This window comes from Paraburkholderia nodosa (assembly GCF_001718195.1).
GTDB classification, from domain to species: domain Bacteria; phylum Pseudomonadota; class Gammaproteobacteria; order Burkholderiales; family Burkholderiaceae; genus Paraburkholderia; species Paraburkholderia nodosa_A.
The window spans coordinates 160,525-187,524 of the sequence record NZ_MCNV01000005.1; the positions used below are offsets into that span (position 1 = coordinate 160,525).

General features: G+C 62.4%; 27 protein-coding genes and 1 pseudogene. 15 read left to right on the top strand and 13 right to left on the bottom strand.

Translation table 11 applies throughout. The features are described 5' to 3' along the window. Window positions 1–9: 9 nt before the first annotated feature. Window positions 10–1,119: an S-(hydroxymethyl)glutathione dehydrogenase/class III alcohol dehydrogenase gene (locus BFD71_RS11850; RefSeq protein WP_069263847.1), complete on the bottom strand. Its 1,110-nt coding sequence runs from the start codon at window positions 1,117–1,119 to the stop codon at window positions 10–12. A gap of 59 nt (window positions 1,120–1,178) precedes the next feature. Further along, a complete protein-coding gene (gene frmR, locus BFD71_RS11855) occupies window positions 1,179–1,451 on the bottom strand; it encodes a formaldehyde-responsive transcriptional repressor FrmR (protein ID WP_028203886.1) in 273 nt (90 codons plus the stop codon). Window positions 1,452–1,695: 244 nt separating this feature from the next. Here frmR and BFD71_RS11860 point away from each other — a divergent pair, with 244 nt between their 5' ends. Beyond that, the gene (locus tag BFD71_RS11860; protein WP_069263848.1) at window positions 1,696–2,319 is read left to right on the top strand and encodes an HD domain-containing protein; all 624 of its coding nucleotides are present in this window, start codon (window positions 1,696–1,698) and stop codon (window positions 2,317–2,319) included. 76 nt (window positions 2,320–2,395) lie between these two features. Here the strand turns inward: BFD71_RS11860 and BFD71_RS11865 are convergent, their stop codons facing one another. Both BFD71_RS11865 and BFD71_RS11870 read right to left on the bottom strand, forming a co-directional pair. Continuing rightward, window positions 2,396–4,258, bottom strand: a complete 1,863-nt coding sequence (locus tag BFD71_RS11865) for a PAS domain S-box protein (RefSeq protein ID WP_069263852.1) — start codon at window positions 4,256–4,258, stop codon at window positions 2,396–2,398. Beyond that, entirely contained in the window at window positions 4,258–5,310 is a 1,053-nt protein-coding gene (locus BFD71_RS11870; protein ID WP_256094631.1) for an ABC transporter substrate-binding protein, read from the bottom strand. Before BFD71_RS11870 ends, BFD71_RS11865 begins: the two co-directional genes overlap by 1 nt. Here BFD71_RS11870 and BFD71_RS42820 point away from each other — a divergent pair. The 5 genes from BFD71_RS42820 to BFD71_RS11895 all read left to right on the top strand — a co-directional run bounded on the left by BFD71_RS42820 (window position 5,309) and on the right by BFD71_RS11895 (window position 8,870). Continuing rightward, window positions 5,309–5,977 (top strand): hypothetical protein, encoded by a 669-nt coding sequence (locus BFD71_RS42820; protein WP_370684269.1) that lies wholly within the window; start codon window positions 5,309–5,311, stop codon window positions 5,975–5,977. The genes BFD71_RS11870 and BFD71_RS42820 overlap by 2 nt on opposite strands. 144 nt (window positions 5,978–6,121) lie before the next feature. Then, entirely contained in the window at window positions 6,122–7,633 is a 1,512-nt protein-coding gene (locus BFD71_RS11880) for a histidine kinase (RefSeq protein WP_069264170.1), read from the top strand. Further along, on the top strand, window positions 7,608–8,240 hold the full coding sequence (locus tag BFD71_RS11885) for a response regulator (protein ID WP_069263858.1): 633 nt from the start codon (window positions 7,608–7,610) through the stop codon (window positions 8,238–8,240). The genes BFD71_RS11880 and BFD71_RS11885 overlap by 26 nt, the downstream gene beginning before the upstream one ends. A 168-nt stretch (window positions 8,241–8,408) precedes the next feature. Next, complete coding sequence (locus BFD71_RS11890; protein ID WP_141710642.1) at window positions 8,409–8,627, top strand: hypothetical protein; 219 nt, start codon at window positions 8,409–8,411, stop codon at window positions 8,625–8,627. Between the two features lie 30 nt (window positions 8,628–8,657). Continuing rightward, the gene (locus tag BFD71_RS11895) at window positions 8,658–8,870 is read left to right on the top strand and encodes a hypothetical protein (RefSeq protein ID WP_028203895.1); all 213 of its coding nucleotides are present in this window, start codon (window positions 8,658–8,660) and stop codon (window positions 8,868–8,870) included. A 180-nt stretch (window positions 8,871–9,050) separates the two neighbouring features. On the opposite strand, the gene BFD71_RS11900 is transcribed toward BFD71_RS11895, so the two are convergent. Continuing rightward, window positions 9,051–10,082: an AraC family transcriptional regulator gene (locus BFD71_RS11900; RefSeq protein ID WP_069263860.1), complete on the bottom strand. Its 1,032-nt coding sequence runs from the start codon at window positions 10,080–10,082 to the stop codon at window positions 9,051–9,053. Between the two features lie 397 nt (window positions 10,083–10,479). Here BFD71_RS11900 and BFD71_RS11905 point away from each other — a divergent pair, with 397 nt between their 5' ends. The 4 genes from BFD71_RS11905 (at window position 10,480) to BFD71_RS11920 (ending at window position 15,455) form a co-directional block, all read left to right on the top strand. Further along, window positions 10,480–12,807: a beta-glucosidase family protein gene (locus tag BFD71_RS11905; RefSeq protein WP_370684270.1), complete on the top strand. Its 2,328-nt coding sequence runs from the start codon at window positions 10,480–10,482 to the stop codon at window positions 12,805–12,807. Between the two features lie 278 nt (window positions 12,808–13,085). After that, window positions 13,086–14,204 (top strand): acyl-CoA dehydrogenase family protein, encoded by a 1,119-nt coding sequence (locus BFD71_RS11910; protein WP_069263862.1) that lies wholly within the window; start codon window positions 13,086–13,088, stop codon window positions 14,202–14,204. 16 nt (window positions 14,205–14,220) lie between these two features. Then, window positions 14,221–15,096: a phosphate/phosphite/phosphonate ABC transporter substrate-binding protein gene (locus BFD71_RS11915; protein WP_069263864.1), complete on the top strand. Its 876-nt coding sequence runs from the start codon at window positions 14,221–14,223 to the stop codon at window positions 15,094–15,096. A 56-nt stretch (window positions 15,097–15,152) separates the two neighbouring features. Continuing rightward, window positions 15,153–15,455, top strand: coding sequence for a hypothetical protein (locus BFD71_RS11920; RefSeq protein WP_069263866.1), 303 nt, complete (start codon window positions 15,153–15,155; stop codon window positions 15,453–15,455). Window positions 15,456–15,463: 8 nt separating this feature from the next. Here the strand turns inward: BFD71_RS11920 and BFD71_RS11925 are convergent, their stop codons facing one another. Then, window positions 15,464–15,901 carry a GNAT family N-acetyltransferase gene (locus tag BFD71_RS11925; protein ID WP_069263868.1) on the bottom strand — a complete coding sequence of 146 codons (438 nt, stop codon included), beginning with the start codon at window positions 15,899–15,901 and terminating at the stop codon, window positions 15,464–15,466. Window positions 15,902–16,336: 435 nt separating this feature from the next. Here BFD71_RS11925 and BFD71_RS11930 point away from each other — a divergent pair, with 435 nt between their 5' ends. The 4 genes from BFD71_RS11930 (at window position 16,337) to BFD71_RS11945 (ending at window position 19,784) form a co-directional block, all read left to right on the top strand. After that, window positions 16,337–17,110: an ATP-binding cassette domain-containing protein gene (locus tag BFD71_RS11930; RefSeq protein WP_256094632.1), complete on the top strand. Its 774-nt coding sequence runs from the start codon at window positions 16,337–16,339 to the stop codon at window positions 17,108–17,110. Then, window positions 17,107–18,144 carry an ABC transporter permease gene (locus BFD71_RS11935; protein ID WP_256094633.1) on the top strand — a complete coding sequence of 346 codons (1,038 nt, stop codon included), beginning with the start codon at window positions 17,107–17,109 and terminating at the stop codon, window positions 18,142–18,144. The genes BFD71_RS11930 and BFD71_RS11935 overlap by 4 nt, the downstream gene beginning before the upstream one ends. A 33-nt stretch (window positions 18,145–18,177) precedes the next feature. Next, window positions 18,178–19,182 (top strand): substrate-binding domain-containing protein, encoded by a 1,005-nt coding sequence (locus BFD71_RS11940; protein ID WP_069263872.1) that lies wholly within the window; start codon window positions 18,178–18,180, stop codon window positions 19,180–19,182. Between the two features lie 149 nt (window positions 19,183–19,331). Continuing rightward, window positions 19,332–19,784 (top strand): ferritin-like domain-containing protein, encoded by a 453-nt coding sequence (locus BFD71_RS11945; RefSeq protein WP_069264176.1) that lies wholly within the window; start codon window positions 19,332–19,334, stop codon window positions 19,782–19,784. A 23-nt stretch (window positions 19,785–19,807) separates the two neighbouring features. On the opposite strand, the gene BFD71_RS11950 is transcribed toward BFD71_RS11945, so the two are convergent. Next, on the bottom strand, window positions 19,808–20,056 hold the full coding sequence (locus BFD71_RS11950; protein ID WP_069263874.1) for a hypothetical protein: 249 nt from the start codon (window positions 20,054–20,056) through the stop codon (window positions 19,808–19,810). Between the two features lie 297 nt (window positions 20,057–20,353). Further along, entirely contained in the window at window positions 20,354–22,021 is a 1,668-nt protein-coding gene (locus tag BFD71_RS11955; RefSeq protein ID WP_069263876.1) for a phage integrase family protein, read from the bottom strand. A gap of 545 nt (window positions 22,022–22,566) precedes the next feature. Between BFD71_RS11955 and BFD71_RS11960 the strand changes: the two genes are divergently transcribed. Beyond that, window positions 22,567–23,019, top strand: coding sequence for a MarR family winged helix-turn-helix transcriptional regulator (locus BFD71_RS11960; RefSeq protein ID WP_069264178.1), 453 nt, complete (start codon window positions 22,567–22,569; stop codon window positions 23,017–23,019). A 265-nt stretch (window positions 23,020–23,284) separates the two neighbouring features. Here the strand turns inward: BFD71_RS11960 and BFD71_RS11965 are convergent, their stop codons facing one another. From BFD71_RS11965 to BFD71_RS11985, 5 genes and pseudogenes are all read right to left on the bottom strand, one after another. After that, a complete protein-coding gene (locus BFD71_RS11965; protein ID WP_069263877.1) occupies window positions 23,285–23,677 on the bottom strand; it encodes a VOC family protein in 393 nt (130 codons plus the stop codon). 133 nt (window positions 23,678–23,810) lie between these two features. Further along, entirely contained in the window at window positions 23,811–24,290 is a 480-nt protein-coding gene (locus BFD71_RS11970) for a MarR family winged helix-turn-helix transcriptional regulator (RefSeq protein ID WP_069264180.1), read from the bottom strand. Between the two features lie 238 nt (window positions 24,291–24,528). Next, entirely contained in the window at window positions 24,529–25,029 is a 501-nt protein-coding gene (msrA, locus tag BFD71_RS11975; RefSeq protein WP_069263879.1) for a peptide-methionine (S)-S-oxide reductase MsrA, read from the bottom strand. A 113-nt stretch (window positions 25,030–25,142) separates the two neighbouring features. Continuing rightward, on the bottom strand, window positions 25,143–25,526 hold the full coding sequence (locus BFD71_RS11980) for a BON domain-containing protein (RefSeq protein ID WP_083245205.1): 384 nt from the start codon (window positions 25,524–25,526) through the stop codon (window positions 25,143–25,145). A 418-nt stretch (window positions 25,527–25,944) separates the two neighbouring features. Next, a pseudogene (locus tag BFD71_RS11985) lies at window positions 25,945–27,000 on the bottom strand (alkene reductase); the annotation flags it as partial.

Sequence of the window (27,000 nt, forward strand, 5' to 3'; positions counted from 1 at the left end):
CCTTGCGTGTCAGTAGTGCACGACGGTCCGGATCGATTTGCCCTCGTGCATCAAGTCGAACGCTTCGTTGATGCCCGAGAGCGGCTTCGTGTGGGTGACGAACGGCGCGAGCTGGATCTTGCCCGCCATCGCGTCTTCGACCATGCCCGGCAGTTGCGAGCGTCCTTTCACGCCGCCGAAGGCCGTGCCGAGCCAGCGGCGGCCGGTCACGAGCTGGAACGGGCGCGTGGAGATTTCCTGACCCGCGCCGGCCACGCCGATGACGACCGACTGGCCCCAGCCACGATGCGCGCATTCGAGCGCCGCGCGCATTACGTTGACGTTGCCGATACATTCGAAACTGTGATCCACGCCCCAGCCCGTCATGTCGACGATCACCTGCTGGATGGGCTTCTCGTGATCCTTGGGGTTTACGCAGTCGGTGGCGCCAAAGGCGCGCGCCAGATCGAACTTGCCCGGATTGGTGTCGATGGCGATGATGCGGCCGGCCTTGGCGAGCTTCGCGCCCTGGATCACAGCAAGTCCGATGCCGCCCAGGCCGAACACGGCGACGCTATCGCCCTCCTGCACCTTGGCGGTGTTCTTCACCGCGCCCAGACCCGTGGTCACGCCGCAGCCCAGCAGGCACACCTGCTCGGGATTGGCTTGCGGGTTGATTTTGGCGAGAGAGACTTCGACCACCACGGTGTACTCGCTGAACGTGGAGCAGCCCATGTAGTGATAGAGCGGCTGGCCGTTGTAGCTGAAACGGCTCGTGCCATCGGGCATCACGCCCTTGCCCTGGGTCGCGCGCACGGACACGCACAGATTGGTCTTGCCGCTCTTGCAGAACAGACACTCGCCGCATTCGGCGGTGTAGAGCGGGATGACGTGATCGCCGGGCTTCACGCTGGTCACGCCCTCACCCACTTCCACGACGATCCCGGCGCCCTCGTGGCCGAGCACGACGGGGAAGAGGCCTTCCGGGTCGTCGCCGGAGAGCGTGAAGGCATCGGTATGACAAACGCCGGTATGCGTGATCTTGACCAGCACCTCGCCCTTGCGGGGCGGTTCGACGTCGATCTCGACGATCTCGAGGGGCTTGCCCGGCCCAAACGCAACTGCAGCACGCGATTTCATAGTAGTCCTGTAAAAAAAGAAGGTCGGCCGAATCGGCGCGGGAAAAATCCCGCGGTGAGCTAGCGTAAATAGGTTCGAACGAGGGTCACGACATCGTCGATCGATCCCGGGGACTCCGCTGATCCCGCAAGGTGGGTAAATTCTTCGCGCAGGTGGCTTTCGAGCACACCGGCCATCACGCCGTTGATCGCGCCGCGAATCGCCGCCAGTTGCTGGAGCACCGGCGCGCAATCGGCGCCTTCCTCCAGCGCGCGCTCGAGCGCGTCCAGCTGGCCGCGAACCTTGCGCACGCGCGTGAGCACGCGCTTCTTTTCTTCGGGGGAATGGGGCATGACGGCATCGATTGAAGATACTGTGGGGCAGTATAGGCGAATACTGGCAGGGAGTATACGTTTGCATCGATGTTGCCAACGTGATGCCAGGTGAATATCGGGGCTGTTCCCGCAGGGCATGCGGCGCATAATGAGCCCGTGATGCGCAGTTTCGAGGACCTCGTGCCTTACCTGCTGTATCTGCGACCATCGACATTCGTGAGGAATTTTCTCCGAGCATTGCGCAGCGCGCAAAGGAGGAGGGGTGAACCGCACGCAGGGACGCTTCGTCGAACTGTGGTCGCGCAGCGGGGGCGCGCGCGCCGAGGCCGTCTATGCCGATCTCGCGCGCCGTTATGGCGAGGCGGGGCGGCACTACCACACGCTGCGCCACGTGCACCGCTGCCTGCGCGATTTCGACCGGGCGCGCGAGGCGATTGCGCATGGCAATCTCGTGGAGCTTGCGCTGTGGTGCCACGACGTGATCTATGTTCCGGGCGCTCAGGACAATGAGGAGCGCAGCGCGCAGTGGCTGCGGCGCTGCGCAGACGATCGCATCGCGGCTTGCGAGCGCATTTGCGAAGCGATTCTCGCGACCCGGCATACCCGCGCGCCGGATGAACTGGATGCGCGCTTCGCGTGCGACATCGATCTCGCGTCACTGGGCGCACCGCGCCGCCAGTTTCAGGACAACGGCATGCGCCTGAGAGCCGAACGCCCGGACCTGGACGAGCACGCCTACGCCATGCACGAGCGGCGGATGCTGGAGACGCTGCTCGCGCGCCCGCGCATCTACCTGACCGATTACTTTCATTCGCATTGCGAGGCCGCGGCACGCGCCAATCTCGCGTGGCGGCTCGCACAGCCGACGCCGGGCGCCGGGACATGAGGCCAGGTTGGCAAATCAGGGAAACGACCATCAGGATTTCGCATCTAGCGAAAAGCGCCAGGCGGACGAGGCATGACTAGCGGAGTTCGTTATCGGCGGGCAGCGCTCGACTGACGTGTTCCGTCGTCTCGTTGAACACGATGCGAACCGTCGATCCCGGCCCGTCCCGGCTTTCGATATGAAACTGCGCGCCGATCATCCGTGCGCGCTCCTGCATGCCTTGCAGTCCATACGAATCCCCACGGATCGCCTTCGCCACGTCGAACCCGTTGCCGTCGTCATGGACCTCGAGTTCGAAGTGGTTATGGATGCAACGCAGGACGACCTCGGCATGCGAGGCCTGCGCGTGGCGGCTGACATTGGTGAGCGCCTCCTGGACGATGCGGAACACCGCCGTCGCGCGGTCGTCGCTCAATGAAGGTTCGCGGCCTTCGAGCAGGAACGTGCAGACCGTTGCGTTGTGTCGGGTGAAGTCCTGAACGAGCCATTCGAGTGCCGACAGGAGCCCGAAATTCAGCGCGGCCGGTCGCAGGTGACTCGCGACGTTGCGCACGATGTCGATGGTGCGTTCAGCCAGCCCGCCGATGTCGCCTACCTTTTGTTGCCACTCGGCGCCCTGGCTCAGCGCAAGCTTGAGCAAGGAGACATTGATCTTGATCGCGGTGAGCAACTGGCCCAGTTCGTCGTGGATCGTCATGGCGATCTGCCGCCGCTCCTCTTCGCGGATCGACTCCTGGTGGGACGAAAGCTGGCGCAACTGTTCGCGCGAATGGCGAAGCAGCTGCTCGGTTCGCGTGCGCTCGCGCACTTCTTCCTCGAGCTGATCGCGATGGCGCGTGAGGATCTCCATCGCCTGCTTGCGGCCCGAGATATCGGTCAACTGTCCTTCGAGGCATTGGGGGGCCGCGCCGTCGTAGCGTATGCCGCGGGCATTGAGCTGACACCAGACCGCGGTGCCGTCGGCGCGAGTCAGCTCGATTTCCAGGCCCGCGATCTTGCCGGTCAATTGCAGCATCGCGAAGAGTTGGGCCGTTTTCCCGCTGGAAAACGGCTGGGGCTTGGCATGAACTGCGCCCGCGTCGTCGCGTGGCGCCGTGATCATGCCTTGAACGTCGCGGTAGCCGAGCAACTGGGCCATCGCGGGATTGGCGTCGCAGAGTTTGCCATTGCGATCGAGCACGAAGAATCCTTCGAGTGAATTCTCGATGATGCTCCGGTACTTGCGCTCGCTCTCCCTGAGCGATGCCGTCGAGTCGCGCAGCCGCTCCGCCATCACGTTGACACGCGCGGCCAGCCGGCCCAGTTCGACACTGGATTCGATGGCGCAGCGGCTGTCCAGATCGCCTGACGCGATGCGGTCGACCATTTCTTCCAGGCGCCGGATGGGCTCGCGCACGAGGTGTTTGAGGAGCAGAAAGGTCGTGACGTACACCACGGCGAGCACGAGCGCGAGCGTTCCCAGCACCGCCGCGCGCGCGGCCTCGAAACCCCGGTCGGCGGCGGCCCGCGTCAGGACCACGCGGACCTCGCCGATCTTTTCGGGCGGCGCATTGCCGGGTGGCGTGAATTCTATCGGCCGCACGCGAACCACGCGCGCCTGCGGGTCGGGCATCGGCGCATTGCTCGCGTCGGCCAGCACGCCATAGTTGGTCGCGGTCACGGTGAAGCTCACCACCTCCGGATTCGGTTTGAGCACATTCAGTTGCCGTGTGATCGCGTCGCGATCGACATTCCAGAGCGGCTGCGCGAGCGACTGGCTGAGGAGATCGGCAATGCGGTTCGCACGTTCGTCGAGTTCCGCGATCCGGCCTTCGCGCGCATGCTCGAGCAGGAAGAACGCCGACGTGCCCGCCACCAGCGTACAGAGCACCAGCAGCGAGAGCATGAGCTGCGCATGCAGGCTGCGTGGGAAGCGGGCACGCAACAGGGTTTGCAGCATTACGCGGCCTTTGAAGCGGAATCGAGCAGGGTGTCGAGATCGAACGTGTAGGCGCCCACACGCCGGCTTTGCACGCGCGAGAAACGGCTGAAGTCGGGAGACGTGCGGCCTTGAAAGGCAATCTCGGCGTAACGCCTGGCGTCGCTGCTGTCGAGCACCTTCAGATAGTCGAGCCGCTGGCGCGGTCCGCCCACTTGCGCAAAGTCCGCGCCGTAGTGGTAGTCGTGAATGAGGACCAGCGCGCATGCGCCGATGAACTGGTCGCCTGCAACGATCGCGGCCAGGTCGCCGCGAATGACCGAAGCCACGGCTTCGGGCAGCGCACCGAGCCCGCCGACGATGGTGGACAGATGCCGCTCCTGCACCGCACTCAATGCACCAAGCGTCATCGAATCGTTGGCAGCCCAAAGGATATTGGCATCCGGGTAGCGCGAGAGCAGCACGCGCGCCTTGTCGCGGCCGTCGGAAAAACTCCAGTCCCCATAGACGAGCTGATCGATGCGGTCCTGCGGCCGGCGCGCGAGCGCGGCCTGCACCCCGGCGGCGCGCTCGGCAGAGACCGGCGTGGCAGGGTCGCCGGTAATGCCGATCACGCGGGCGGGGCCGCTGCCGTTCGAACGGATCAGGTAATCCATGAGGCGAAAGCTGCCGCGTCCGGCATCGGCGGTGACGGTGCCGATCCAGTTCGCGATCCGTTCGCGCTCGTTGCCGGTCTGGGCACGCTGGGCTTCGGTCAGATCGTTGTGGATCAACAGCACTTTGGCGCTCGAGCGTGCCAGCGTTTGCAGCATCTGCGGCGCGGCCATCTTTTCGTTGACGATCACCACATAGTCGGGCGCCGCTGTACGTGCCGCTACGGATTCGGCCTGGCGAAGCATCAGCAGATGATCGCGCTCCGCGTAGAGCACTTCCAGCTGCATGCCAAAGCGTTTTGCAGTCGCGGCCATGAAGCGCGAGACGAGTTGCCAGTGCTGGCCCGTATCGTGTTCCACGCTTTCGCCCGGATTCAGGAATACGACGCTTGCTGGCCCACGGCTGACCGGCAACGCCATGGTCGCCCGCATCGTTATCAGGCTCGCGCCTATACCGACGCATTGCGCGATCATCTGTCTTCTGTTCATACGAAATCAGCGTATGCCATGCGCGGCATTGTGTGGAACCGAACGGTCAGTCGCGCGCAGCATAACGCGACGTAATCTCGCCGACAATCCGCTTTACTTCGGGCCAGGACGGAAATTCCCGGCAGACATTCAAGGGTGCGATTGCGCCTCGAAGTCCGCCATTCAGGATTTCCCGACACAAGATTCAGGGTTCCCCTTTACCGTTTGCAGTCGAAGACGACTGCACGCGATCATTGGCGGGCTCATCATGACGTCAGCAAAATTCGAAGCTTGGCAGAGGCGACGCGCGATGATTTCCGAGTGGGGCGACCGTAAGGCGCGCGTGCAGGACGTGAACTCGATCTGCATGCGCCTGTTCGATACGTGGTGCGAATCCCGCAATCTCATGCCGCTGGCTTATTTGATGCACTGCTGGCCGCTGCCGGACAGCCGCGCGGGCACGATACGGCGCTTGCAGGAAAGCATGAAAGACTTGCGCCGCAACCATGCGGACAAGCTCGATCTGTATGCGTTATCGGCGCTTGGCGAACTCGCACGCAGTCTCGACGAACTGATCGACCGTGCGGAAATTTCCGCGAGGCATTCGTTCGCTACGTAAGGCACCTGGAACATAGAGGGCTAACGGGCTAACGGGGCGCGCAATCCGTATTACCTGCATACGTGATAAAGGGTTGCCGAAGGGCCATGGCTTTGGCGACGAGGAAAAAACAAAGTAACCAGGGCCGGAGCAACCGTGGGCAAGATGACTGACTCGCAGGCCACGACAACGAACCCCTGCACGATACTGGTCGCGGGCGGTACGCCGAACGAGACCCGCTTGATCGCCGACCACCTCGTATGGGAGGGCTTCGAGGTGCTCGCCGCGAACAGCGGCCTCGAGGTGCTGGAGCGTTCGTACGTCTCCCAGCCCGAACTGATTCTGCTCGATTCAGAGGCCGCCAGTGTGGGCGCCCTCGCCACCTGCCGCAGCCTGAAGTCGGATGCGCGCACGCGCGATATTCCCGTGGTGCTCATGATGCCGGCAGGCCATCATCGAAGTCTCGCCGATGGCCTCAGCGCCGGCGCAGCCGACCATGTGCGCAAGCCCGTGCTCGTCGAGGAGCTGGTGGCCAGGGTCCGCACGCACATCGCGTTGCGGTCGGCCCACCGGCAACTCGCCATGCAGCAGCGCGGGCTCAACGCGTGCGAAACGCGCTTTCGCGCGATCGTCGAATCGGGCCCGGTGGCCATGGGCATCACCTCGATGCCCGACGGCCAACTGCTCTATGCCAACGCACGGTTTCGCGAACTGCTGCGCCTCGATGAAGCGGCGCGCGCGAACGTCAATATCGTCGACTTCTACGTCGATCCGCTGGAGCGCGAAAGACTCGTGCGCTGTCTCGCGGCCCAAGGCAGCTTCAGCGACGCGGAGGTGAATCTGCGTCGGCCGGACGGGACGCAGTTCTGGGCCATGGCGACAGCACGGCTGTCGAACTACGATGGCGCACCGGCCATTTACGTCGGCCTGCACGACATTTCCGGCCGCAAGCGCGTGGAAGACGAACTCGTGCGCTCGCGCGAGCAGCAGCGGGCCCTGTCGGCTTATCTGGAGGGAATGCGCGAAGACGAGCGCAAGCGCAGCGCGCTGGAGATTCAGGACGAACTCGGCCAGTTGCTGACGGCGCTGAAAATGGACGTCTCGCTGCTGCGGATGCGGCTCACCGACGATCCGGAGGCCGTCGGCCGGGCCGACGACATGCGCGAACTGGTCGAAGGCACGATCTGGATGGTCCGCAACGTGGCAAGCCACCTGCGGCCTGCGGCGCTCAACTTCGGCCTCGTTTCGGCGCTCGAATGGCTCACCAGTCAATGGAGCCGGCACAACGCCATCCCGTGCGAACTGCACATGGCAAGCGGCGAGCCGGCCTTGTCGGACATGCAGGCCACGGCGCTCTTCCGGATCGTCGAGGCGGCGCTGACGAACGTCGCGCGCCACGCGGCGGCGCAGCGCGTCGAGCTCACGCTCAGCACCGGGCCCGGCTCGCTAGACTTGCGTGTGCGCGACGACGGCCGCGGCTTCGACGTGGCCGCCGCGTATGCAAGGTACGCATACGGTCTGCTTGGCATGACAGAGCGCGCGAGGCTGATTGGTGGTACGTTGAGCATCGACAGTCAGCCCTGCAAAGACCTGACCATCGGCATTGCGTCTGGCACCACGATTTCGATCCACGTTCCGCTCGAAGACCCCCATGATCAGAATACTCATCGCCGATGACCATGCCATCGTGCGTGGCGGACTCAAGCAGATCCTCGCGACGACTGCCGACATGGTCGTGACGGCGGAGGCCGGGCAGGGCTCGGAGGTGATCGAAAAGCTGCGGACCTGCGAAGTCGACCTGCTGCTGCTGGACATGACGATGCCGGGCATCAGCGGCGTCGATCTCATCCGCCGCGTGCGCGCCGAGGAACCTGCGTTGCCGGTGCTCGTGCTCAGCATCCACAACGAAGCCCAGGTCGCGTCGCGCGCGCTGCGGGCCGGCGCGACAGGCTACGTGACGAAGGACAGCGATCCGGAAGTGCTACTGGCCGCGATTCGCAAGCTCGCGGACGGCGGGCGCTTTATCGACCCGAAACTCGTCGACGCCATGGTGTTCGAGAAGCATTCGGGCGATGTGCCCCCGCACGAAGTGCTCTCGGACCGCGAGTTCCAGGTGTTGCAGATGCTCGCGTCGGGCAAGAGCATCAACGATATCGCCGATGCGTGCGCGCTCAGCGCCAAGACGATCAGCACCCACAAGATGCGGCTGATGCAAAAACTCGGGCTGGGCAATAACGCGGAGGTGATCCGCTATGCGATCCGGCATGGGCTGGTGGGCGAGTAACGCGCGGTCGTGCGCGGCGAGAAGGAAATCCTGACAAACGAACCGGACAATCCCGAGGGAACTATCTACCCGTCCCGATGGCGGCCGGTTTAACGGCTGTCTACGATGATTTCACCTAAAGCGTGGGGGGCGGCGATGGCGGTGCGGCAGTCGTTAGGGGCAGCAGTCGTGAAGTGGCTGAACCCCACCAGCAGGCAGACAGTGCGGGTCGTGACGGTGCATCGTGCGCCGTCCGGGCGGATCGCGAGCGTGTTCATCGAGGCGCAGACAGCGGACGGACCGCGCGCGCTGTTTTTCTTCCGCCATCCCGACCGTGGATGGCAGGTGTTTCCACCCGATATCCTGCGTCCTTCGATGGGCGCAGCACGTGTCGCGACAAGCATATAGCGGCAGTCAGGCCGCGAGCGGAGATTGCGCATGGAAGAGATCGCGCCAGACGAATTGCCGTCACCCTATGAAACGAAGCTGCGCGAGTGGATGAGCCGGTGGTACGACCACGCCATTGCGCAAGGGCTCGTGCGTCCGCCGTTTTTGCTCGACGACGCCAAGGCCGAGCGCCTCGAAGGCTATTTCGCCGCCGGACTGACGCCATCGGAAGGTGCGCAGGCCTTCTTCGGACCGGCGCACTGACCTGCGCCTTCGTGACGGCGCGTCGAGCGCTCATGCAGCCTCGATCTGATCATCCACGTGTATTGCGTAGTGCGCTCTGTTCATCGACCTCATCGTGATTTCGACGCGCGTGTTCGCTTTCTTTCTGGTCCCGAATATTCGATCGTGTACAGCGCAGGCGCGGTTTGCCCAGAAGGCTCACTAGAGCCTGCAGTTTTCGAACTTGTAGCGCGAAGGAGACTTGCCGCTGTTCTCGAGAAAGAAACGCGAGAACGCGCAGGGAGAAGAAAAGCCGAGAAGATCGCTCACCGCGGCAACCGAATAGTCGGCCAAGGGCAGCAACCGCCGTGCCTCCTCGAGGCGCGCATGAGACAGGATAGCCTGGAAGTTCGTCCCTTCAACCTGCAGGCGCCGGTGCAGCGTCGAGCGTGAAATGCCAAGGCGGCCGCAGACTTCTTCCATGGGGTTCGCAAATGGCAGACCGGCATGCGCCTCACGAATCATCTTCGTCACGAAATCTTCGATTCTCGAAGAAAACGAATGGCCCACAACGAAGCGTCTGATATCGGCATCGGCCTGCCCGCAGAGAATGTTTTCGGTGATCTCGTTGTACCTGCAATACGGCAGGTCTGCCGCTCCGGTTTTCATCAGCATGCGGTTGCGGCTTTGCCTGAATTTCACCGTCGCGCCACACAGGTGCGAGAGCTGGGAGACGGGCGCAAACGCCTCTCCGGTCAACTCGATCTGGGTGGGATAGGGCTCGTCGTCGTTGTACTGTTCGGCGAGTCGAATGAGCAGCAGAAAATTATAGAAAGCGCTCGATGAACTTCTGCCCGCGCCGTCCAGAACGTATTCGAATTCGAATGTCTGGGCTGCCCGCTTTACCTTCACGGTATCGACATTTCCGATCAACACCCGGTAGCGCAGAAACTGGTCAAAGGCCTTCGTCAACGTCGGGCTGTTCGTGACGATGGCCAATAAGGTGCTGATGGGGGCGCGAAACGAATAACTGGAAAAGATTTCGAGCCGCTCCGAAGCCTGGTAGCCCGGCTCCAGCAGATTGAGCATGGCAATGTGCTTGTGTGCGGGGATGCGCCCGTCCGGATGGACGAGTTCCGCCTCGGTGATGCCGGTGAGGCGCGTGAAATCGTGTGGCGACATGCCGTGCTCGACGGCGGACTTGAGCGAGAGTTGGGCAAGGACGTTTGAAACGGTCTTTTGGTCGGTCGTCATGGGAGACACCATGGAACGGAGAAACGTCGCCTCGGCTAACCGCTGGTAGCTGGTGACTTTAGCATCCTTGCTGCAATCCTCAAACGGCCCGATGGGGCCAGATATCGAATCCGCATGAACCACTGCGCGGGCGCTGTGAGCGGGGTGCGCAGACTCGAAAACTGCCTGTAAGGTAACGACGGAATGGCAAACGGAGCAGGGTTAAGGCAAACCCTGATACTGCGACGCAAAGTTAAGTTCTGCGACGGCACGATAAGCGCCAACGTTTCTCCGGTGCTATCGTCATCTCGCTACGTAGGGCAATTCAACATAAAACTAGAAGAAAAATGTAGTCCGATTACGGTCCCGCAATCCTGCGGGTCATCGCTCATGCAATCGGCAAAACAGGAGAGACACCGTGAGGAATACGAAGAAAATAGCGATTGCCGTCGCCGGCGCATTATGTGCCGGCTCTGTGGCGTACGCGGATCAAGCTGCCACCGGCAATACATGGGGAAACAGCCCATTTTCGATGGTGGCGCAGTTCTTTTCCCAGGCTTCGGGTGTGTCACAGCAGCCGGCCTTTGACTGGAAAGCGAAGGGCGACCAGGCCGACAGGCGCGCGGCAGTGCTGGTATCGCAATTGACGCTCGACGAAAAGATCCAGCTGGTGCACGGCACGGGCATTCCCACCGTCGGTCTGGGTGGCCCGTTTCCATCGTGGGTGCAGGGCGCCGGTTATATCCCCGGTATCAGTCGCCTGGGCATTCCCCCGCTGGCCACCGCGGATTCGGCTGGCGGCGTGAACGTGCAGAACGCGCATGCCACGGCTTTTCCCGCACCGATCGGGCTCGCCTCGAGCTGGGATGTGGCGCTCGCGGGGGCCTACGGCTCGCGTATTGCCCGTGAGCTGCGCGTGCTCGGCTACGCGGAAGGGCTGGGTGGCGGGCTCAATCTGGCGCGTGAACCGCGCGACGGCCGCACGTTCGAGTACATGGGCGAAGATCCCGTCCTGACCGGCACGATGAGTGCGGCGCGCACCATGGGGACGCAGTCTCAGGACGTGATCGCAACGGTGAAGCACTACGCGATGAACGACCAGGAAACCAACCGGATGACGAGCAATTCCGTGGTCGACGAAAGGACGATGCGGGAAACGGAGCTGCTCGCCTTCGAGATCGCCGTGCGCGAGGGGCATCCCGGCAACGTGATGTGCTCGTACAACCTGATCAATGGCGTGTATGCCTGCCAGAACCCGGAACTCCTCACGACCATCCTGAAGAAAGAGTGGGGATTCAAGGGCAAGGTTCAGTCGGACTGGACGGCCAACCATAGCACTGTCGCGTCCGCGATGGCCGGTCTCGACGAAGAGCAGCCCGGCGATCTTGGCACGGCCGGCGCGGGCTTTGGCATTCAGTCTTATTTCAGCAGCGCGCTCAAGGCCGCGGTCCAGGCCGGTACCGTTCCGGTCGCCCGTCTCAACGATATGGTCTTTCGCAAGCTGCGCACCATGATCGCCCTCGGCGTCATGGACAACCCGCCCACCCCCGGCGGCTCGGTCGACCAGACGGCAGGCAACCGTGACGCTCTCGCGGTCGCGCACGAGTCGATCGTTCTACTGAAGAATGGATCGGCATCCGGCAGTAACCAGCCGGTCCTTCCGCTCGCCGCTGGCGGCCTGCACTCGATCGTCGTGATCGGCGGCCATGCCGATGTCGGTGTGATGTCCGGAGGCGGGTCGGGAGGCGTGCCCGCGGCAGACGGCAATGCGGTGTCGGGATGCCAGTCCGGCAATCCGCTGCTTTCGAGTTGCGCGACCTGGTACAAGTCCTCGCCGTACAACGCGATCAAGGCCAAGGCGCCTCAGGCCACGGTGACGTATTTCGACGGCACGAACGCCTCCGCCGCGGCTAGCGCAGCCGCCAGCGCCGATGTCGCGATCGTGTTCGCCACGCAGTGGGAAAGCGAGGGCACGGATCTGGCGAACCTGTCCTTGCCGGACAACAAGGCGGACGCGAGCAATCAGCTTTACGACCAGAATGCGCTGATCAACGCGGTGGCTGCGAAGGCCAAACGGATCATCGTCGTGCTGGAGAATGGCAGCCCCGTCACGATGCCGTGGCTCGGCAGCGTTCACGGTGTAGTGGAAGCGTGGTATCCCGGTGTGCAAGGCGGTCAGGCGATCGCGGACATCCTGTTCGGCGACGTAAACCCGTCCGCCAAGCTGCCGATCACGTTCCCGCGCCAGGAAGCCGATCTGCCGCAGCCGACCATCGACCCGAACAACCTGAACGTCGTCTATAGCGAAGGAGTCCTGATGGGGTACCGCTGGTTCGATGCGAAAAACATCGATCCGCTCTTCCCGTTTGGCTATGGCCTCTCCTATACGACTTACTCGTACTCGGGGCTCCGGACGCGTACCGATCAGGGCGGCAATGTGATCGCGACGTTCACCGTTGCCAACACGGGCTCGCGTGCCGGCGCCGAAGTCGCCCAGGTGTACGCGACGCTGCCGCCGGGACTCGGCGAGCCGCCGCAGCGCCTGGTGGGATGGACGAAGGTCGCCTTGCGGCCCGGGCAGTCGCAGCAGGTGACCGTCGTCATCCCGGCACGGCGCCTCGCGACGTGGAACGTCACGACGCACGCGTGGCAGGTGCATGGCGGAAGCTACGAGATTCGCGCCGCGTCGTCGTCGCGCGATACGAACGCGTTGTCGGCACGCGTTGTCGTTGGCGATATGCATTGAGCTGTCTGAGGCCTGGGCGCAGCCCGCACCCAGGCCTTGCGGACGAGCCGGTACATCCAGCGTCCAGAGAAAATCGGCAGATGCAATAATGTGCCGGCCTGCGGCGCTGCGATGCGCTGCGGGCTCCTTCAAGTGCGAGAGTCGTTGTTGCAGGTCTGCATGCGACAGATGCACCGGAGCGGCGCACGCGCGTCCTCCATTTTCGGCTGCGCAACACGTGCGCGGCGTCAGAACAGACCCGGACGACCGTCTCCGCCAACTCTGTCCGGGAGACTCCGATGTCCTTGATCGACGTGCTGGAACCGCTCGTTCGCACCGCTATTGCCCCCGAAGCTCCCCAAACGGATCAGCTCGCGCGCTTTCCCCGCGCGGCCCTCGACGCACTAGGCGAGGCACGTCTGCTCGGACTCGTCAGCGCCGAAGAGCTCGGCGGCATGGGGCAGGGCGTCGCGCAGGCGTGTCAGGTGGTCGAGCGCATCGCGCGGGACTGCCCGTCCACCGCGATGGTCGTCACCATGCACTACGCCGGCGCCATCCTCATCGATAAATACGGCCCCATCGAAGTGAGGCGCGCCATTGCGCAAGGCGGGCACCTCACCACGCTGGCATGGTCCGAGACCGGCTCACGCAGCCATTTCTGGGCGCCGGTCGGCACCGCGCATCCCGATGGCGACGATTTCGTGCTCAACGGCAACAAGAGCATGGTGACGTCCGCCGTCGAAGCCGACTCCTACGTCTGGTCGTCGCGACCGGCGCTGGCCGCGGATGGCGCCAGTACGCTGTGGCTCGTGGACAGCCGTGCGCAAGGGCTGCACTGTCCGCAGCCCTTCGACGGCCTCGGCTTGCGCGGCAACGCGTCCGCGCCGATCCAGGCCGAAGGATTGCGTGTGCCGGCCAGTGCGATGCTCGGCCCTGACGGGGGCGGCGGCGACATCATGAATGGCGAAGCATTGCCGGCGTTTGCAAACCTCGTTGCGTCGACATCGATCGGCATCGCCGATGGCGCGCTGGCGCGCGCCATTCCTCACGTGACCGGCAGCCGCTTCGCGGAGAGCGGCAGTGCCCTTGCCGACCTGCCGACCATCCGCGCCTATCTCGCCCGCGCGCAGCTGCGCGTCGATCAGGCGCGCGCGCTGCGCGACGATACGCTCGCCGCGCTGGCGTCGGGCCGGCCCGACGCGATGCTGCGCGTACTCGAAGTGAAGGCGGTAGCCGCGGAAGCCGCGCTCGCCGTGACCGATACGGCGATGCGTATTTGCGGCGGCGCGGCCTTTCGCAAAGAGGTGGGCATCGAGCGACTGTTCCGCGACGCGCGCGCCGCCTCCATCATGGGACCGACCTCGGACGTCCTTTACGACTTCGTTGGCCGCGTGCTGTGCGGCCTGCCGCTCGCCTGATGAGGAGACACCCATCATGTCCTCAAGCGCACGAAATGCCCCCCTGATGCTCGGCGCCGTTGCGTATGCGCCCAAGGTCGTCACGATCTGGGAGGGCTTCAAGGCATGGTTTGCCGAACGCGGAGTCGCGATCGACTATCTGCTTTACTCGAACTATGAAACGCAGGTCGAGGCCCAGTTCGCAGGCGATATTGCGTTCGCGTGGAATTCCCCGCTTGCCTGGATACGCGCGAGCCGCATCGCGCAGGCGCGCGGCGAGACCGTGCTGCCGCTCGCCATGCGCGACACGGACCGCGACCTGCATTCGGTGCTCGTGGTTCGCCGTGACAGTCGCGTCCAGACACTCGCCGACCTGCGCGGCGGCACGATCGGCTTCGGTGCGATCGACTCGCCTCAGGCCACGCTGATTCCGCTGGATCATCTGCGCCACGAGGGCGGCCTCGTCGCGGGCCAGGACTACCAGGCGCGCCACTTCGACGTGCTGGGCGGCAAGCACGGCGACCATGTCGGCGGCGAACGCGATGCGGCAAGCGCCCTCGTGCGCGGCGAAATCGACGCCACGTGGATGATCGCAGGCAACTTCCGGGCGTTTGCCGACGAAGGGACGCTGCCGGCGGGCGCGTCGCGCATCGTCGCCACGACGGGCGCATTCGATCACTGCAACATGACGGTTAGCCCCGGCGTGCCGCAGGAAGCGGCGCAGCGCTTTGGCGACCTGCTGCTCTCGATGGACTGGAACGACGCGCGGGTGCGTCCGTTGCTCGAACTGGAGGGTCTCAGGTCGTGGCTGCCCGGCCGCGCCAGTGGCTACGCATTGCTCGAGCGTGCGGTAACGGAAGAGGCTTTCTATGACGACCAAGGCCGAATCGCCGAGCCCGCTTATCGATATTGAGTCGCTGGGTTTCGACGCCGGCGCTCAGTGACGAGGCCCGCCATGTCGCCCTGGGCATGTCCCATCTGCTTTACCGGCTCAACAGCGAGCCGCGCCTGCGTTCGCGTCTGGCCCACGCGGTCGAGCAACGTCATGACGCACTGGAGGGCACCGCGGGTCTCAATGAAGAGGTATTCGACGCGCTGATCCTGATCGCCGCGGGCGAGTTGACGCCGGCGGCCGTGGCGCGAGGCTACGCGCAGGTTCAAACCTTGATGCGCGAAATGGCCGATGGCCGCTACACGAGGCTGGTGCGCCTTGGCGTCGAGCCGGCCCAGGCGAAGCAGCTTGCGGCGCTGCATACGCGCAATTTCATGTAGCGGCGGCGTTACCGCCGCCTCATCAGCAACGACGTGTCAGTCGCGTCGACCACGTGAAACCCAAAGCGCTGGTAAAGGCTAATGGCCCGATTGCCCTTCAGAACACTGAGTTTGACAGGGACGCGAGCGTCGTCTGCGTGGCTTAGAAATTCACCGAGCAGATGGGCCGCGATACCGCGACCCTGATGTTCGGGCAGGATCTGGATTTGTACGACGGTCCATTCATCGAGGTCGCGAAAGAACTTGAAGAGTCCGAGTTTTTCCGACCCGCAACAGATGACATAAGCGTCGTCGTAGCGATAGCGAAGACGCTCCCAATGTGCGTGCTCGTCGGTGGATTCGCCAGCACGTTCCAGGTGCTCGGTCATCGTTGCCCTGCGCAAAGCGAACAGAAATGGCTCGTCGGCGGGCGTCGCTGCGCGAAGTGTGAATTCAGGTGGATTCATTCGTGGCGGTCGAAACTGGCAGTGGCGGGCCCGGTGATTGTTGACCATCTCAAGCACGTTGTCGACCTCGACGCCGTGGTAGCGAACGGTGCTGTCGTGCCTCCTGCACGGGCCACCGTGTCAGGTCACGCGCGCGAAGTTTGCTATCAATCGTGGACGTGCCCAAGTCCCTTACATTCCGTTATTCGGATGCCCAGGACTAGTAATTTCCCGATGAAACAAGCGGTCTCGCGAGGCGATTCTTGAACTAGACTTTGACTGTTAGTCTTACTATATTCCAGAGACTTTTCCAGGTAAGTTGAGGCGGCGAGCGATAAGCAAAGGGGAAAGTTTTATGGCTATCGTCGTACACAACATCTCTGTGGTTCATTCGAGCCGGAGCGCAGCGTGACGGCGAGCGATGCCGCGCCCGCTGCGAGCGACTGGCGGCATATCGTGCGCGCGCAGGGCATCAGCCTGTCCTACGGCAAGATACGCGCGCTTTCCGGCATCGACCTCGCCATTGGCCGCAACGAGATCGTCGGCCTGATCGGCGATAACGGCGCGGGTAAATCGACGCTCATCAAGGTGTTGACCGGTGTCGTGCGGCCGAGCACGGGCAAGCTGTTCATCCGCGACGAAGAGGTCGACTGGAGCCGCTTTTCCGTGCGCGAGGCGCACCGGTTGCGCTTCGAGACGGTGTATCAGGAGAAATCGCTCGGCGAGAAGCAACCGCTGTGGCGTAATTTTTTTGTCGGCCGGCAGATCACCAATCGGCTCGGCTTCATCAATGTCGCCGAAGAACGGCGCATTGCCAACGATATTCTCAAGCAACAGCTCGGTTTTCGCGGCGTGGGGATCGACGCGGATTCGTTGATTGCGAAACTCTCCGGTGGCGAGCGCCAGGGCATCGCAATCGGACGGGCGATGTATTTCGACAGCGATCTGATCATTCTCGATGAACCCACGGTGGCACTTGCCATCAGCGAGGTGCGCAAGGTTCTCGACTTCGTGCGCTCCATTAAGGAGTCCGGGCGCGCCTGCATTTACATCGAACATAACCTCGCCCATGTGCACGAGCTAGCCGATCGGCTGGTCGTGCTCGATCGCGGCCGCATCGTCGCGGATATCAAGTCAGGCGAAATGAGCCTCGAGGATCTAACGCGGTATCTGATTTCGCTGCAGCAGAGCGGGCACGGACCGGCGCCGGTTGCGGGGACAAAGACGTGAGCGATCCGATCAAGGAAAAACGGCCGGTGCGCCCGGTGGGTTTGCGTCTGCCGGGATTTGCCCGCATGGAGGGCTTGCCGAGCCTGGTCGTATTCGCGCTGGTGGTCGGCCTGTTCATGGCAACGGCACCGCGCGTGTTTTTGGGCTGGCCAATCTACTTCTCCTTCCTGACCACTGTGCCGCCGCTCGTGGTGCTGGCGATCGGGCTGACGCTGGTGATTGCGGCGGGGGAGATCGATCTGTCTTTCCCTTCGGTGATGGCATTCTCGGGCTTTCTGTTCGCCTGGTGCGTGAACACCACCGGTTCCGCCTGGCTAGCCATTGTTGCGGCGTTGGCAGGCGGCGCGCTGGTCGGCGTGGTGAATGGGGTGCTGGTCGCGGTGGTCGGGATGCCCTCGATCATCGTGACGATCGGCACGCAGTTCCTCTGGGCAGGTGTTGCTTCGATTCTTTCCGGCGGGCTCTCCTATGCGCTACAGCAGCTCGCCAGCGGTTCAGCCTATGCAGTCTTCACGGGCACGTTGTTCGGCGTACTCCCGATGCAAGCGCTCTGGGCGCTCGGGCTCGCAATATTCATGTGGTTCATCCTCAATCGCCACCGTTTTGGCGAGCACGTGCTGTTCATCGGAGACAACCGCAACGTAGCGAAGGTCGTGGGCATCAATGTGCTGCGTGAGACGGTGAAGCTGTTCACGCTGATGGGTGTGCTGGCCGGTTTCGCCACGGTTCTGCTCACGCTCGAGAACCTGAACTATTTCTCGACCCAGGGGCAAGGCTACCTGCTGCCGGCGCTGGCTGGCGTGTTCATCGGCGGAACTTCGGTGTTCGGCGGCACGGCGACGATCGTGGGGACTTTCTTCGGCACCTTCGTGATTGGCATGCTGGAGGCCGGAATCGTTGCGACAGGCATCGCCGGCTTCTGGGTACAGGCGATCGAAGGGGTGGTGTTCATCGTCGCCGTGATCCTGCATCTGTTGGTCGAGAATCCCGCCAGGCTGCGCGCGTTGCGCGAAAGATTCAGGCTTGGGAGGTGATAAAGCCGTTAAATCAGGAGATAGGAGAGAGAGATGAACAAGATCATGACGGGATTCCTCCTGGGGGCGGGCGTGCTTGCGTTCGGCCTTTCGATGAACGCCGGCGCGACCGATCCGACCACGTCAGGGCAACTCGGCGCCGGTATGACGATGTATATGCAGATGGGCGGAAACCCCGGCGACGGCGCGACATTGCCACGTCAGACGGGGGCTGCCGATGCGGGACACGCCTTCGGCATCAAGGTGATCGAGCAGTTCTCGGCCTGGAGCCCGGAGACGATGCTTGCGCAGTTTCGCCAGGCGATGGCGGCAAAGCCGACGTGTATCGGCATCATGGGCCACCCGGGCGATCCGGCCTTCGCCCCGCTGATCAAGCAGGCGGTCGACCAGGGCATCATCGTGACCGTCGGCAATACGCCGCTGCCCGATAACCAGAAGCTCTACGACGCGAAGGGCTTCGGCTACGCTGGCGTCGAACTCTACGTTGGCGGCCAGATTACCGCTCAGGCCATGCTGAGCGCCGGGCTCAAGAAGGGCGACGAGGCGCTCGAATATGGCGTCTTCAACGAGAGTGTGCGCAGCCAGTCCGACCGCGGCCTTGCCGAGACGCTGGAAAAGGCCGGTGTGAAGGTGACCCGGCTCAATATCTCCCCTCAGGTGGATTCCGATTCATCGCTCGCCGTGCCGATCCTGGTCGCCTTTATCCAGGCGCACCCTGATCTGAAGGCCATCGGCACCCAGCACGGCGGCGTGACCGGGTTCATTCCGCAGGCGCTCCAGCAGGCCGGCAAGAAGCCGGGGCAAATCATCGTGGGCGGCATCGATCTGGCGCCTGCCACGATTTCCGGGCTGCAGAGCAAATTCATCACCGCGACGCTCGATCAGCAGCTTTATCTGCAGGGCTTTCTGCCGGTTACGCAGTGCGTGCTCTCGGCGGCTTATCACTTCGCGGGACTGACCATCAACACCGGCGCCGGTGTGCAGACACCCGCAACGATCGACTCGCTCATTCCGCTCATCAAGCGCGGGATTCGCTAAGGACGAATGGGATGAAGGTACGGGGGCACGACGCGGTGAAACTCTCATAGGTTGCGGCGGGCGCGATCGTACCCCTGGCAGGACGGTTCGGGCATGGCGTATGCGGAAACATGGAGCTTTTCACGCGTTTATTCGACGGGAGCGAACCCATGACGACCACTGTCATTGCCATGCTGAACGAGCTGATCGAAACTTCAAAGGACGGCGAGCACGAATTCACGAAAGCAGCCGACGGGGCACAGCACGCAAGCGTGAACGAAGCGCTGCTCGAAAGTGCCGTGCACTGCTCGCGTGGCGCGCGCCAGTTGCAGGAACTCGTCGTGAAGCTTGGCGGCAAGCCGGAAAATGGCGGCAGCGTTGCGGGCGCGTTGCATCGCGGCTGGCTCAATGTGAAATCCGCGGTTGGCACCCGCACCGACGACGCCATCCTTGCAGATTGCGAAAAGGGCGAAGATACCGCGGAGAAGCGGTTTCACAGTGCGCTTGAAAGGAATTTGCCCGCTGATGTGAACGCCGTGGTGGCGCGGCTATATGGCGATGTGGCGCAGGATCTCGATCGCATCCGCGAGTTGCGAGTCCAGTTTGCCGAGACGAAACCCTGACTCGAGCGTGGTCGACGTGGGCGCTACTGGGTGGCGGATTCCGTAACGACCACCCGCACGTCCTGCGCGAAGGCGTCCTCGAACCGAATGCGCGCCACCGTAAGGCAATCCGCGGGCGTGCCGGCCCCGAGACGTACTGCAGCTTGTGCCGTGGCCTTCGCGGCAAGGCCAAATACAGCGACCGCCTCATCCCATGTGAGGCCGGTCGTCATCACTTCCTGAATGAGCCTGCCCGCCACCGCCTCGATCTTCGCTCTGCGTTCCCGATTCATCACACCACTCCCGGTTTTGCGCGCTGTCGCTTGATGGAAACAGCGCATATTTTGGACCCGGTGCGCGGTTGAGGGCGTGCCGGAGGCGGTTGCCTCAATTGATTCCTGGGTGCTCCGGCGCGGCCCCCTGGAGGCGTGACGCGTTTTCAATATGGAATGTTTTCACATTGAATGAATGCCTTGTGATAAGAATACTTATCACACCAGTTGTGTTTTTGCGCACCACTACTGAGGCTTCGCGGCCGCTCACGCAAGTAAAGTTGTGTCTAAATTGCAAGCAAAGTTGTGTCTATCGTCTCAGGGCGTTCCGAATGCCTCGTCCAGTTGCCGTGCGCGCCGGATGTCGTCTCCATGCAGGTAAATGGACGTGGTGGCGATCGACGCGTGGCGCAGGTTGTCCCGCACTGTCACCAGTTCGGCGCCGTGCGCCAGAGCATGCGAGGCGTGCGTGTGCCGCAGCCAGTGCGGGCTTGCCTGCCGCAACTTCCCGGCGAGCGCCGGCCGGTCCGCTTCGACCACATGCGCGGCCAGCAGGAAGAAGCGGCGCAGGATGCGCCAGAGCCGCAGGCTCGCGATCGGTGCTCCTTTGTTGTCCAGACCCGCGACAATGGGCGTGCCGGGCGTCCATCGCTCGGGCGTGACAGGAAGATCGCGCTGAAGCAGGTAGTGGGTCAGCGCACGACGCGCAAGAGGAGGCAGCCCCGCCTTGCCGGCCTTCTCCCCCTTGCCATTCACATGGAGCCAGTGGTCTCCGCGCTCATCCGTGCAGATGTCGTCCAGCCGGGCATCGACGAGTTCACTAGCCCTCAGACCCGTGGCGTAGCCAAAGTCGAGCAGAAAGCGCAAACGCTGGGCGGCGGGCAGGCTCCAGCCGTATGACCATTCCAGTGCGTCAGCGATCATGCGGACCGTCTGCCATTCGCTTGCGGTAAAGCTGTGGGACGCGTCGAGGTCGGCGGCCCGCGTGCGGCGGCGCACCCTGACCCCCGCGAACGGGTTGGCAAACACGTAACGCTGTTCGACCAGCCAGCGATACATCGCAGACAACACGGTCAGCGCGTACGCGGTGGAGCGCGGCGACAGTGCCGAGACGAAGGGGCGCCACTCGGCGCTGTGACGCGGCCGGGCCGGACCAGTCCAGCGCGCGAGCGGCGTCGGTCGGCGCAGGAAACCGCGGAACGCGATCGCGTCGTCGGTCGTCAGTGACGACAGGGCGCGGCCACGCTCGATGATCGCCCAAAGCATCAGTCGTTCCACTTCCTTGCGGTAGGCACGATGAGTCCCGGGCGTGTCGTGCAGCGAAAGCCACGACTGCACCGCCTCGTAGTCATTGGTCGCATTTAGCAGGCAGGCTGTCTGGGGGGCACGGAATTGTCCGCGGGTACCGTTCAGCGCCTCCGGTACACGCAGCGTTTCCCATGGTGCCAGCGGCGACGCGGCAAGTGCTGCGTAGGCTCGCTCGCCAAGATCGGAGTGCGCGGCGAGGAAGGCCTCGATGTGGCTCGCCCCAGCCGCGCCAAGCCCCCGAACGGGTTCCCACCAGCGGTGGCGGAATCGGATGCGTACGACAAGATCCGCGATCGTGTGCAGTCCATGGGCCATCAGCGCTGTAACAATGCGCGGCGGCAGCCACATGCTCACAGGATCGGCGAGCGCTGGCAGGGGGAGTGGCAGCCTGCGCAGCGTTTCGATGGCGCGCGAGATGGATGGGGAGCCGCCTTGCGCGGGTTGTTCGAGGAAGGCCGCGGCGAGGTCGGGACGATTGCGCTCCCGCGCATAGGCGGCCAGACGTCGACGGACGCGACCCAGCGCACTGCGCGCGGAAGCGTCCGTTACGCGTTGGTGGTCGAGATAGCGGGAAACGGCCTCACGGGCGCCGACGCCTTCATACCGGCTTCGCAAAGCCGCAAGTTCGGCATCGCTGGGGAAGCGGGTGAGTGAGATATTGGGCGAGCGCGTCTGCATGACGATCTCCCTCGGGCGTCTTCGGTGCGGGCATGAAAAGCGGGTGGTTCAGTGTAGTGCGTATCTGCCCACCATGCGACTTCGCCCGGACGGCAGGACGATTCTTTTACAGTCGGCCGGGGAAGACATGCCAGGCATTGCCGGCGGCAAAAGGCAGTAGACGACCCGTTTCAGTCATCTATGGCACGTCACCTCGACGACCGTTCTCGGGTGTCCAACGGCCGTTCGTTAACGCGTGCCTGGCAACATCCAAGCCGACGCTTCGTATATCCGATGCTAGCGTGGGACGTCATTGAAGCCATCGCATTCGATCATGGAGATCCGGTTCACTGTAGTGCTCATCGCACATCCGGCTTTCGTGGCCGCTCCCTCCTTAGCACCCGTCCGGTAGCGTTTCGATTTTCGCGGAGCCACCCTGGCTGCGCGTGATGGTAGCCATGTGACTTCCGTGAAATGCGGCCCACGTGTTTAGACCATGTTGCGATATAATCGCAAGCGATATATTTAAACAGCGAGTCAGTGACCTTCGTTCGAAGAGGATGTACATGAAACCAACTGAATTGCCAGAACCGGCACCCGTGCCGCTTGCGGACTATCTTTGCTTTGCTGTGTACTCCACGAACCTGGCGTTCGGCAGGGCTTACAAGCCCGTCCTCGATGTACTTGGCCTCACGTATCCTCAGTTCATTACGATCATAGCGCTCTGGGAGCAAGACAACCAGACGGTGAGCGGGTTGGGGGAAAAGTTGTTCCTGGAGTCGAACACGCTTACGCCACTGCTGAAGAAGCTCGAAGTGATGGGCTACGTGGAGCGCAAGCGTGATCCCGAGGATGAGCGCCAGGTGCGCGTCAGCTTGACGAAAAGCGGCCGGCGGTTGCGCGAGAAGAGCCTGAAAATTGCCGACCTTACCGATGCGACTGGGCTCAGCCCGGACGAATTCCAGAAATTGCAGAAGGCGATCGTGACGTTGCGCGGTAATTTGATCAACTCACTCTGACACGCTTTCCCTGGAAGCAGCGTAGCCGACACGGATCGTTTTCTCTCAGAGCGATATCACTTTCGGCGCGAGGGACAACATCAGTTCTTGCTCTTATATGTCCACCAGTCGGAGTACGCTCAGCCAACGGGCGAACTCGGTGCGTCATTGTCGTCCAGCGCGGTCGAGCGCAAACTTTCGACGACGCGGGCCCGAAGTCTGCTCGCTCCCTCGGAAGAGCGTTTAAGCTGATCCCAGCCCGTGGCGACTGGCTCAGGAAGCGGCGCTAATTGCGAATGCGGTACAACGCGCATATCTTGTTGCCATCCGGATCGCGTAGGTAAGCGAGATATAGCCTACCACCAGGTGCTTCACGTACACCGGGGGGCGCTTCAATCGACGTACCGTGATTAGCAAGACCAGCCGCGTGCCAGAGATCTACCTGCGCGGCCGACGAGCACTCGAAGCCGACTGTTCCGCCGTTGGCGTGCGTGGCCGGTCGCCGATCGAGCGGCTCGGTAATTATGAACATTCCTGTGTCGTTGCGATACACGTAGCGGCGACGGTGGACGTTGTCGTCTTTGATGCCTTCGTCATAGCCGAGTGCGCCCAGTACGGCATCGTAAAATCGCTTGGCTTTTTCGAGGTCGTTGGTACCTACCGCAATGTGACTGAACATTACTGGCAATCTCCTGTTTGAATGGTGATTGGATCTGCGTGTGCCTGCCGCGAACTGGCTTTTGCTGATGTTGAGCAGACGTTAGCCGCGCCGTATTTAGTCTGACGCGATATATGTGAAAAGCGCGACGGACTCAGTCCCTCATGACTGACGTCAGTTGTCGAGGGCGCTCGAGGTTGGTCCGCAGCTTCGAAATGGCCTCCTGTACATGCAGGACCTCGCCAAGCACTAGACCCATCGTCCTGACGGAATCTGCGCTCAGTGCTTTCTCGCGAAGCTTCCGACCGTTTCCTGTGAGACTGATCAGTATGCGACGCTTATCCTTTGGATCGCGCTGTCTATCCAGATAGCCCATGAGTTGAAGCTGTTTTAATATTGGCGTTAGCGCGCTGGTTTTTAAAAGCAGCTTCGCTCCTAGCTCGCCGACGGCCTGAGGTGAGCGCTCCCAGAGCGCAATGATCGTGACGTATTGCGGATAGGTGAGCCCCAGTTCGTCGAGGACCGGACGATAGGCTTTGACGAAGGCAAGATTCGCGGAGTAAATCGCGAAACAGAGCGATTCAGAAAGCCTTACGGGTCTCGCGAACGGGTGGTCTTTAGATCTCGTCTGCATCATCTTTAAAACGTAGGATTCCTGTGAGACTTTCGTATGGTGATCTGGATAGCTTGGGATCACGAACGACTGCTACCTGCATGCGCCTCCAGGCTGCTGTGCAACCGGTGTCGTGGCGCCATTGGGATCAAAGCTGGTCGTAGTCGTCTCGAGTGATATCAGCAGCGCCTTGGCGAGTTGGATGCCCTGTGGCGCTTAGATCTTGCACTTTTCAGCCAAATTGGCCGTCCGGCTCGGCTCACCTATCCACTTTCCATTCCTGTCGAACGAAATGGCAGGTGTATCCATCGGGATTGCGTTCCAGATAGCCTTGATGTTCCGGCTCCGCTTCCCAGAATTCTCGCGCTGGGGCAATCTGGGTTACAACCCTACCAGGCCAGAGGTCGGACGCATCGATTTCGGCCACCGTGTTACCGGCTACCGCTTTTTGCTCTTCGCTGAGGTAGAAGATTGCTGACCGGTAACTCGGCCCGATATCATTGCCTTGTCGGTCAGCAGTCGTCGGATCATGAATCTGGAAGAAGAATGCCAGGAGCTGGCGATAACTAATTGTTCGCTTGTCGAATACGACCTCAACGGCTTCCGCGTGTGCGCCATGATCGAGGTAGGTGGCGTTAGGCGTGGAGCCACCGGTGTAGCCCACGCGCGTTGAGATTACGCCGGGAAAGCGCCGCAGTAGCGCCTCCATTCCCCAAAAGCACCCACCAGCCAAAATGGCAGTTTCAGTTTCCGTTGTCATTTCATCCCTTTTTCGTAGTCGACGGATGCCTCGCTGGCATCCAATCGAAGTTCTGCGTGACTCGCGATCGTCAGGCGGAATGCAAACTACCTGACATGACAGCGGGAAGGCAATTACCGAGGCGTCCTGATGCCAAGCCGGTTGTTCACAGAGCTCACGCCCTCTACTTTCCCGGCCGCATTGCCGGCAAGGGTGATCTGATCGTCGCTGATGCAACTGCCGGTTAGCGTGACCATACCGTCGACTGCAGTGACGTAGATATTCGCGGGACTCAATCCCTTGGTGCGCGCGAGCACATGGCGGACCTTCTTCGCGAGCGCGCGGTTTGCGGCCTTTGCAGTTTTGGGTGACGTCAGCACCGCAGCATTTGTCGAAGCCGATGGTGACGTTGCATCTTGTGCATGTACACCAAAGGCGAGCGTCAACGCGAAAGCAGTGACAGCTGATTTGACGGCGCGAGTGACCTGCATTTTGGTATTCGATGTGTGGACGAGCATGACATTCACGACGAGATCTCCTCAGTGCATTGCCCAGTCATTCCGGGCCTGGTTTATAGTTCGCATGCGATGTACTCGCATGCGCGTAAGAATGCGACAAAGACTAGTCAATGTCAATAGCATGCTATCTAATCGTATGCGATCGGTATGGAGAGGGGGAAGGCGTAGCCAATCTAGAAAGACGCTCGCGGACGGCCCCGTTTCACATGCCGGGTGAACTTATCAGCGGTTCAAATGGACTTGGACCGAGCCACATAACCTTAGAGAACCTAAGCACGAGCGTCTGCAGAAGCAGCGACCGTGGCTAGTTGTCTTTCGCTCTGGCAATGCCCGCTCAGTGACGCGGTTCGCATAGGGCAACTTCCACTGCATGATCGCGGCGACGGGTGCCTCGAGTATCAACGCCGAGCGATAAATCGGCCATTTGCAGCACCGGGTAGTCCGTGTAACCGGTTTCCCCTTCGGCGTAGTAAGAGGAAGGATTGGGCTGGTTTAGCGGCGCGTCGAGTTTGAAGCGCCGCGGCAGGTCAGGGTTAGCTATAAACAACTGACCCCACGCCACGGCATCCGCTTCACCTGCATCGAGCGTCTGCTGAGCCGATGCCCGTGTAAGCTTCTCGTTCGCTATGTACGGTCCGCCGAACGCGGCTTTCAGTTTGGGACCAAGACGGTTCTCGCCGAGCGATTCCCGGGCGGCGATGAATGCGATCCTGCGCTTGCCGAGCTCGCGAGCGACATAGCCGAACGTAGCCGCTGGGTCGGAATCGCCCATCGTACCCACGTCGCCGCGCGGCGCGAGGTGCATGCCAACACGATTAGCGCCCCATACGTCGATACACGCGTCGGTTACTTCGAGGAGGAGGCGGGCGCGATTTTCGATTGAGCCGCCATACGCGTCCGTACGATGGTTTGTGCTGTCCTGCAGGAACTGGTCGAGCAGATAGCCATTCGCACCGTGCATTTCGATGCCATCGAAACCCGCGGCCTTGGCATTCCTGGCACCCGTACGATAGGCATCGGCGATGCCTGGGATTTCGGCGAGGTCGAGCGCGCGCGGCGTCACGAAAGATCGCGGCGGACGCACGAGGCTCACGTTGCCTTGTGGTGCGATCGCGCTCGGCGCAACCGGCAGATCACTGTTCAGGAAGATCGGATCCGACATGCGCCCGACATGCCAAAGTTGCAGAAAGATCCTGCCCCCAGCGGTGTGCACGGCTTCGGTAACGAGCTTCCAACCTGCAACCTGCTCCTGCGACCAGATGCCAGGCGTCGCGGCGTAGCCGACACCTTGCGGCGTGACCGACGTGGCTTCCGTGAGGATCAGTCCGGCAGACGCGCGCTCCGCATAATACTTGGCCATCAGCGCATTAGGCACGCGTTCATCACCTGCGCGTTTGCGGGTCAGCGGGGCCATGATGATCCGATTCGGCAACGTGAGGTCGCCAACCTGGAGAGGGTCAAAAAGAGTCGGCAT

Bases quoted from the DNA above. Each gene is read 5' to 3' on its own strand.
- BFD71_RS11850 (WP_069263847.1), bottom strand. From the start codon at position 1,119: ATGAAATCGCGTGCTGCAGTTGCGTTTGGGCCGGGCAAGCCCCTCGAG.
- frmR (WP_028203886.1), bottom strand. From the start codon at position 1,451: ATGCCCCATTCCCCCGAAGAAAAGAAGCGCGTGCTCACGCGCGTGCGC.
- BFD71_RS11865 (WP_069263852.1), bottom strand. From the start codon at position 4,258: ATGCTGCAAACCCTGTTGCGTGCCCGCTTCCCACGCAGCCTGCATGCG.
- BFD71_RS42820 (WP_370684269.1), top strand. From the start codon at position 5,309: ATGGTCGCCCGCATCGTTATCAGGCTCGCGCCTATACCGACGCATTGC.
- BFD71_RS11870 (WP_256094631.1), bottom strand. From the start codon at position 5,310: ATGGCGTTGCCGGTCAGCCGTGGGCCAGCAAGCGTCGTATTCCTGAAT.
- BFD71_RS11880 (WP_069264170.1), top strand. From the start codon at position 6,122: ATGACTGACTCGCAGGCCACGACAACGAACCCCTGCACGATACTGGTC.
- BFD71_RS11885 (WP_069263858.1), top strand. From the start codon at position 7,608: ATGATCAGAATACTCATCGCCGATGACCATGCCATCGTGCGTGGCGGA.
- BFD71_RS11895 (WP_028203895.1), top strand. From the start codon at position 8,658: ATGGAAGAGATCGCGCCAGACGAATTGCCGTCACCCTATGAAACGAAG.
- BFD71_RS11900 (WP_069263860.1), bottom strand. From the start codon at position 10,082: ATGACGACCGACCAAAAGACCGTTTCAAACGTCCTTGCCCAACTCTCG.
- BFD71_RS11910 (WP_069263862.1), top strand. From the start codon at position 13,086: ATGTCCTTGATCGACGTGCTGGAACCGCTCGTTCGCACCGCTATTGCC.
- BFD71_RS11915 (WP_069263864.1), top strand. From the start codon at position 14,221: ATGTCCTCAAGCGCACGAAATGCCCCCCTGATGCTCGGCGCCGTTGCG.
- BFD71_RS11920 (WP_069263866.1), top strand. From the start codon at position 15,153: ATGTCCCATCTGCTTTACCGGCTCAACAGCGAGCCGCGCCTGCGTTCG.
- BFD71_RS11925 (WP_069263868.1), bottom strand. From the start codon at position 15,901: ATGAATCCACCTGAATTCACACTTCGCGCAGCGACGCCCGCCGACGAG.
- BFD71_RS11940 (WP_069263872.1), top strand. From the start codon at position 18,178: ATGAACAAGATCATGACGGGATTCCTCCTGGGGGCGGGCGTGCTTGCG.
- BFD71_RS11945 (WP_069264176.1), top strand. From the start codon at position 19,332: ATGACGACCACTGTCATTGCCATGCTGAACGAGCTGATCGAAACTTCA.
- BFD71_RS11950 (WP_069263874.1), bottom strand. From the start codon at position 20,056: ATGAATCGGGAACGCAGAGCGAAGATCGAGGCGGTGGCGGGCAGGCTC.
- BFD71_RS11955 (WP_069263876.1), bottom strand. From the start codon at position 22,021: ATGCAGACGCGCTCGCCCAATATCTCACTCACCCGCTTCCCCAGCGAT.
- BFD71_RS11960 (WP_069264178.1), top strand. From the start codon at position 22,567: ATGAAACCAACTGAATTGCCAGAACCGGCACCCGTGCCGCTTGCGGAC.
- BFD71_RS11965 (WP_069263877.1), bottom strand. From the start codon at position 23,677: ATGTTCAGTCACATTGCGGTAGGTACCAACGACCTCGAAAAAGCCAAG.
- BFD71_RS11970 (WP_069264180.1), bottom strand. From the start codon at position 24,290: ATGCAGACGAGATCTAAAGACCACCCGTTCGCGAGACCCGTAAGGCTT.
- msrA (WP_069263879.1), bottom strand. From the start codon at position 25,029: ATGACAACGGAAACTGAAACTGCCATTTTGGCTGGTGGGTGCTTTTGG.
- BFD71_RS11980 (WP_083245205.1), bottom strand. From the start codon at position 25,526: ATGCTCGTCCACACATCGAATACCAAAATGCAGGTCACTCGCGCCGTC.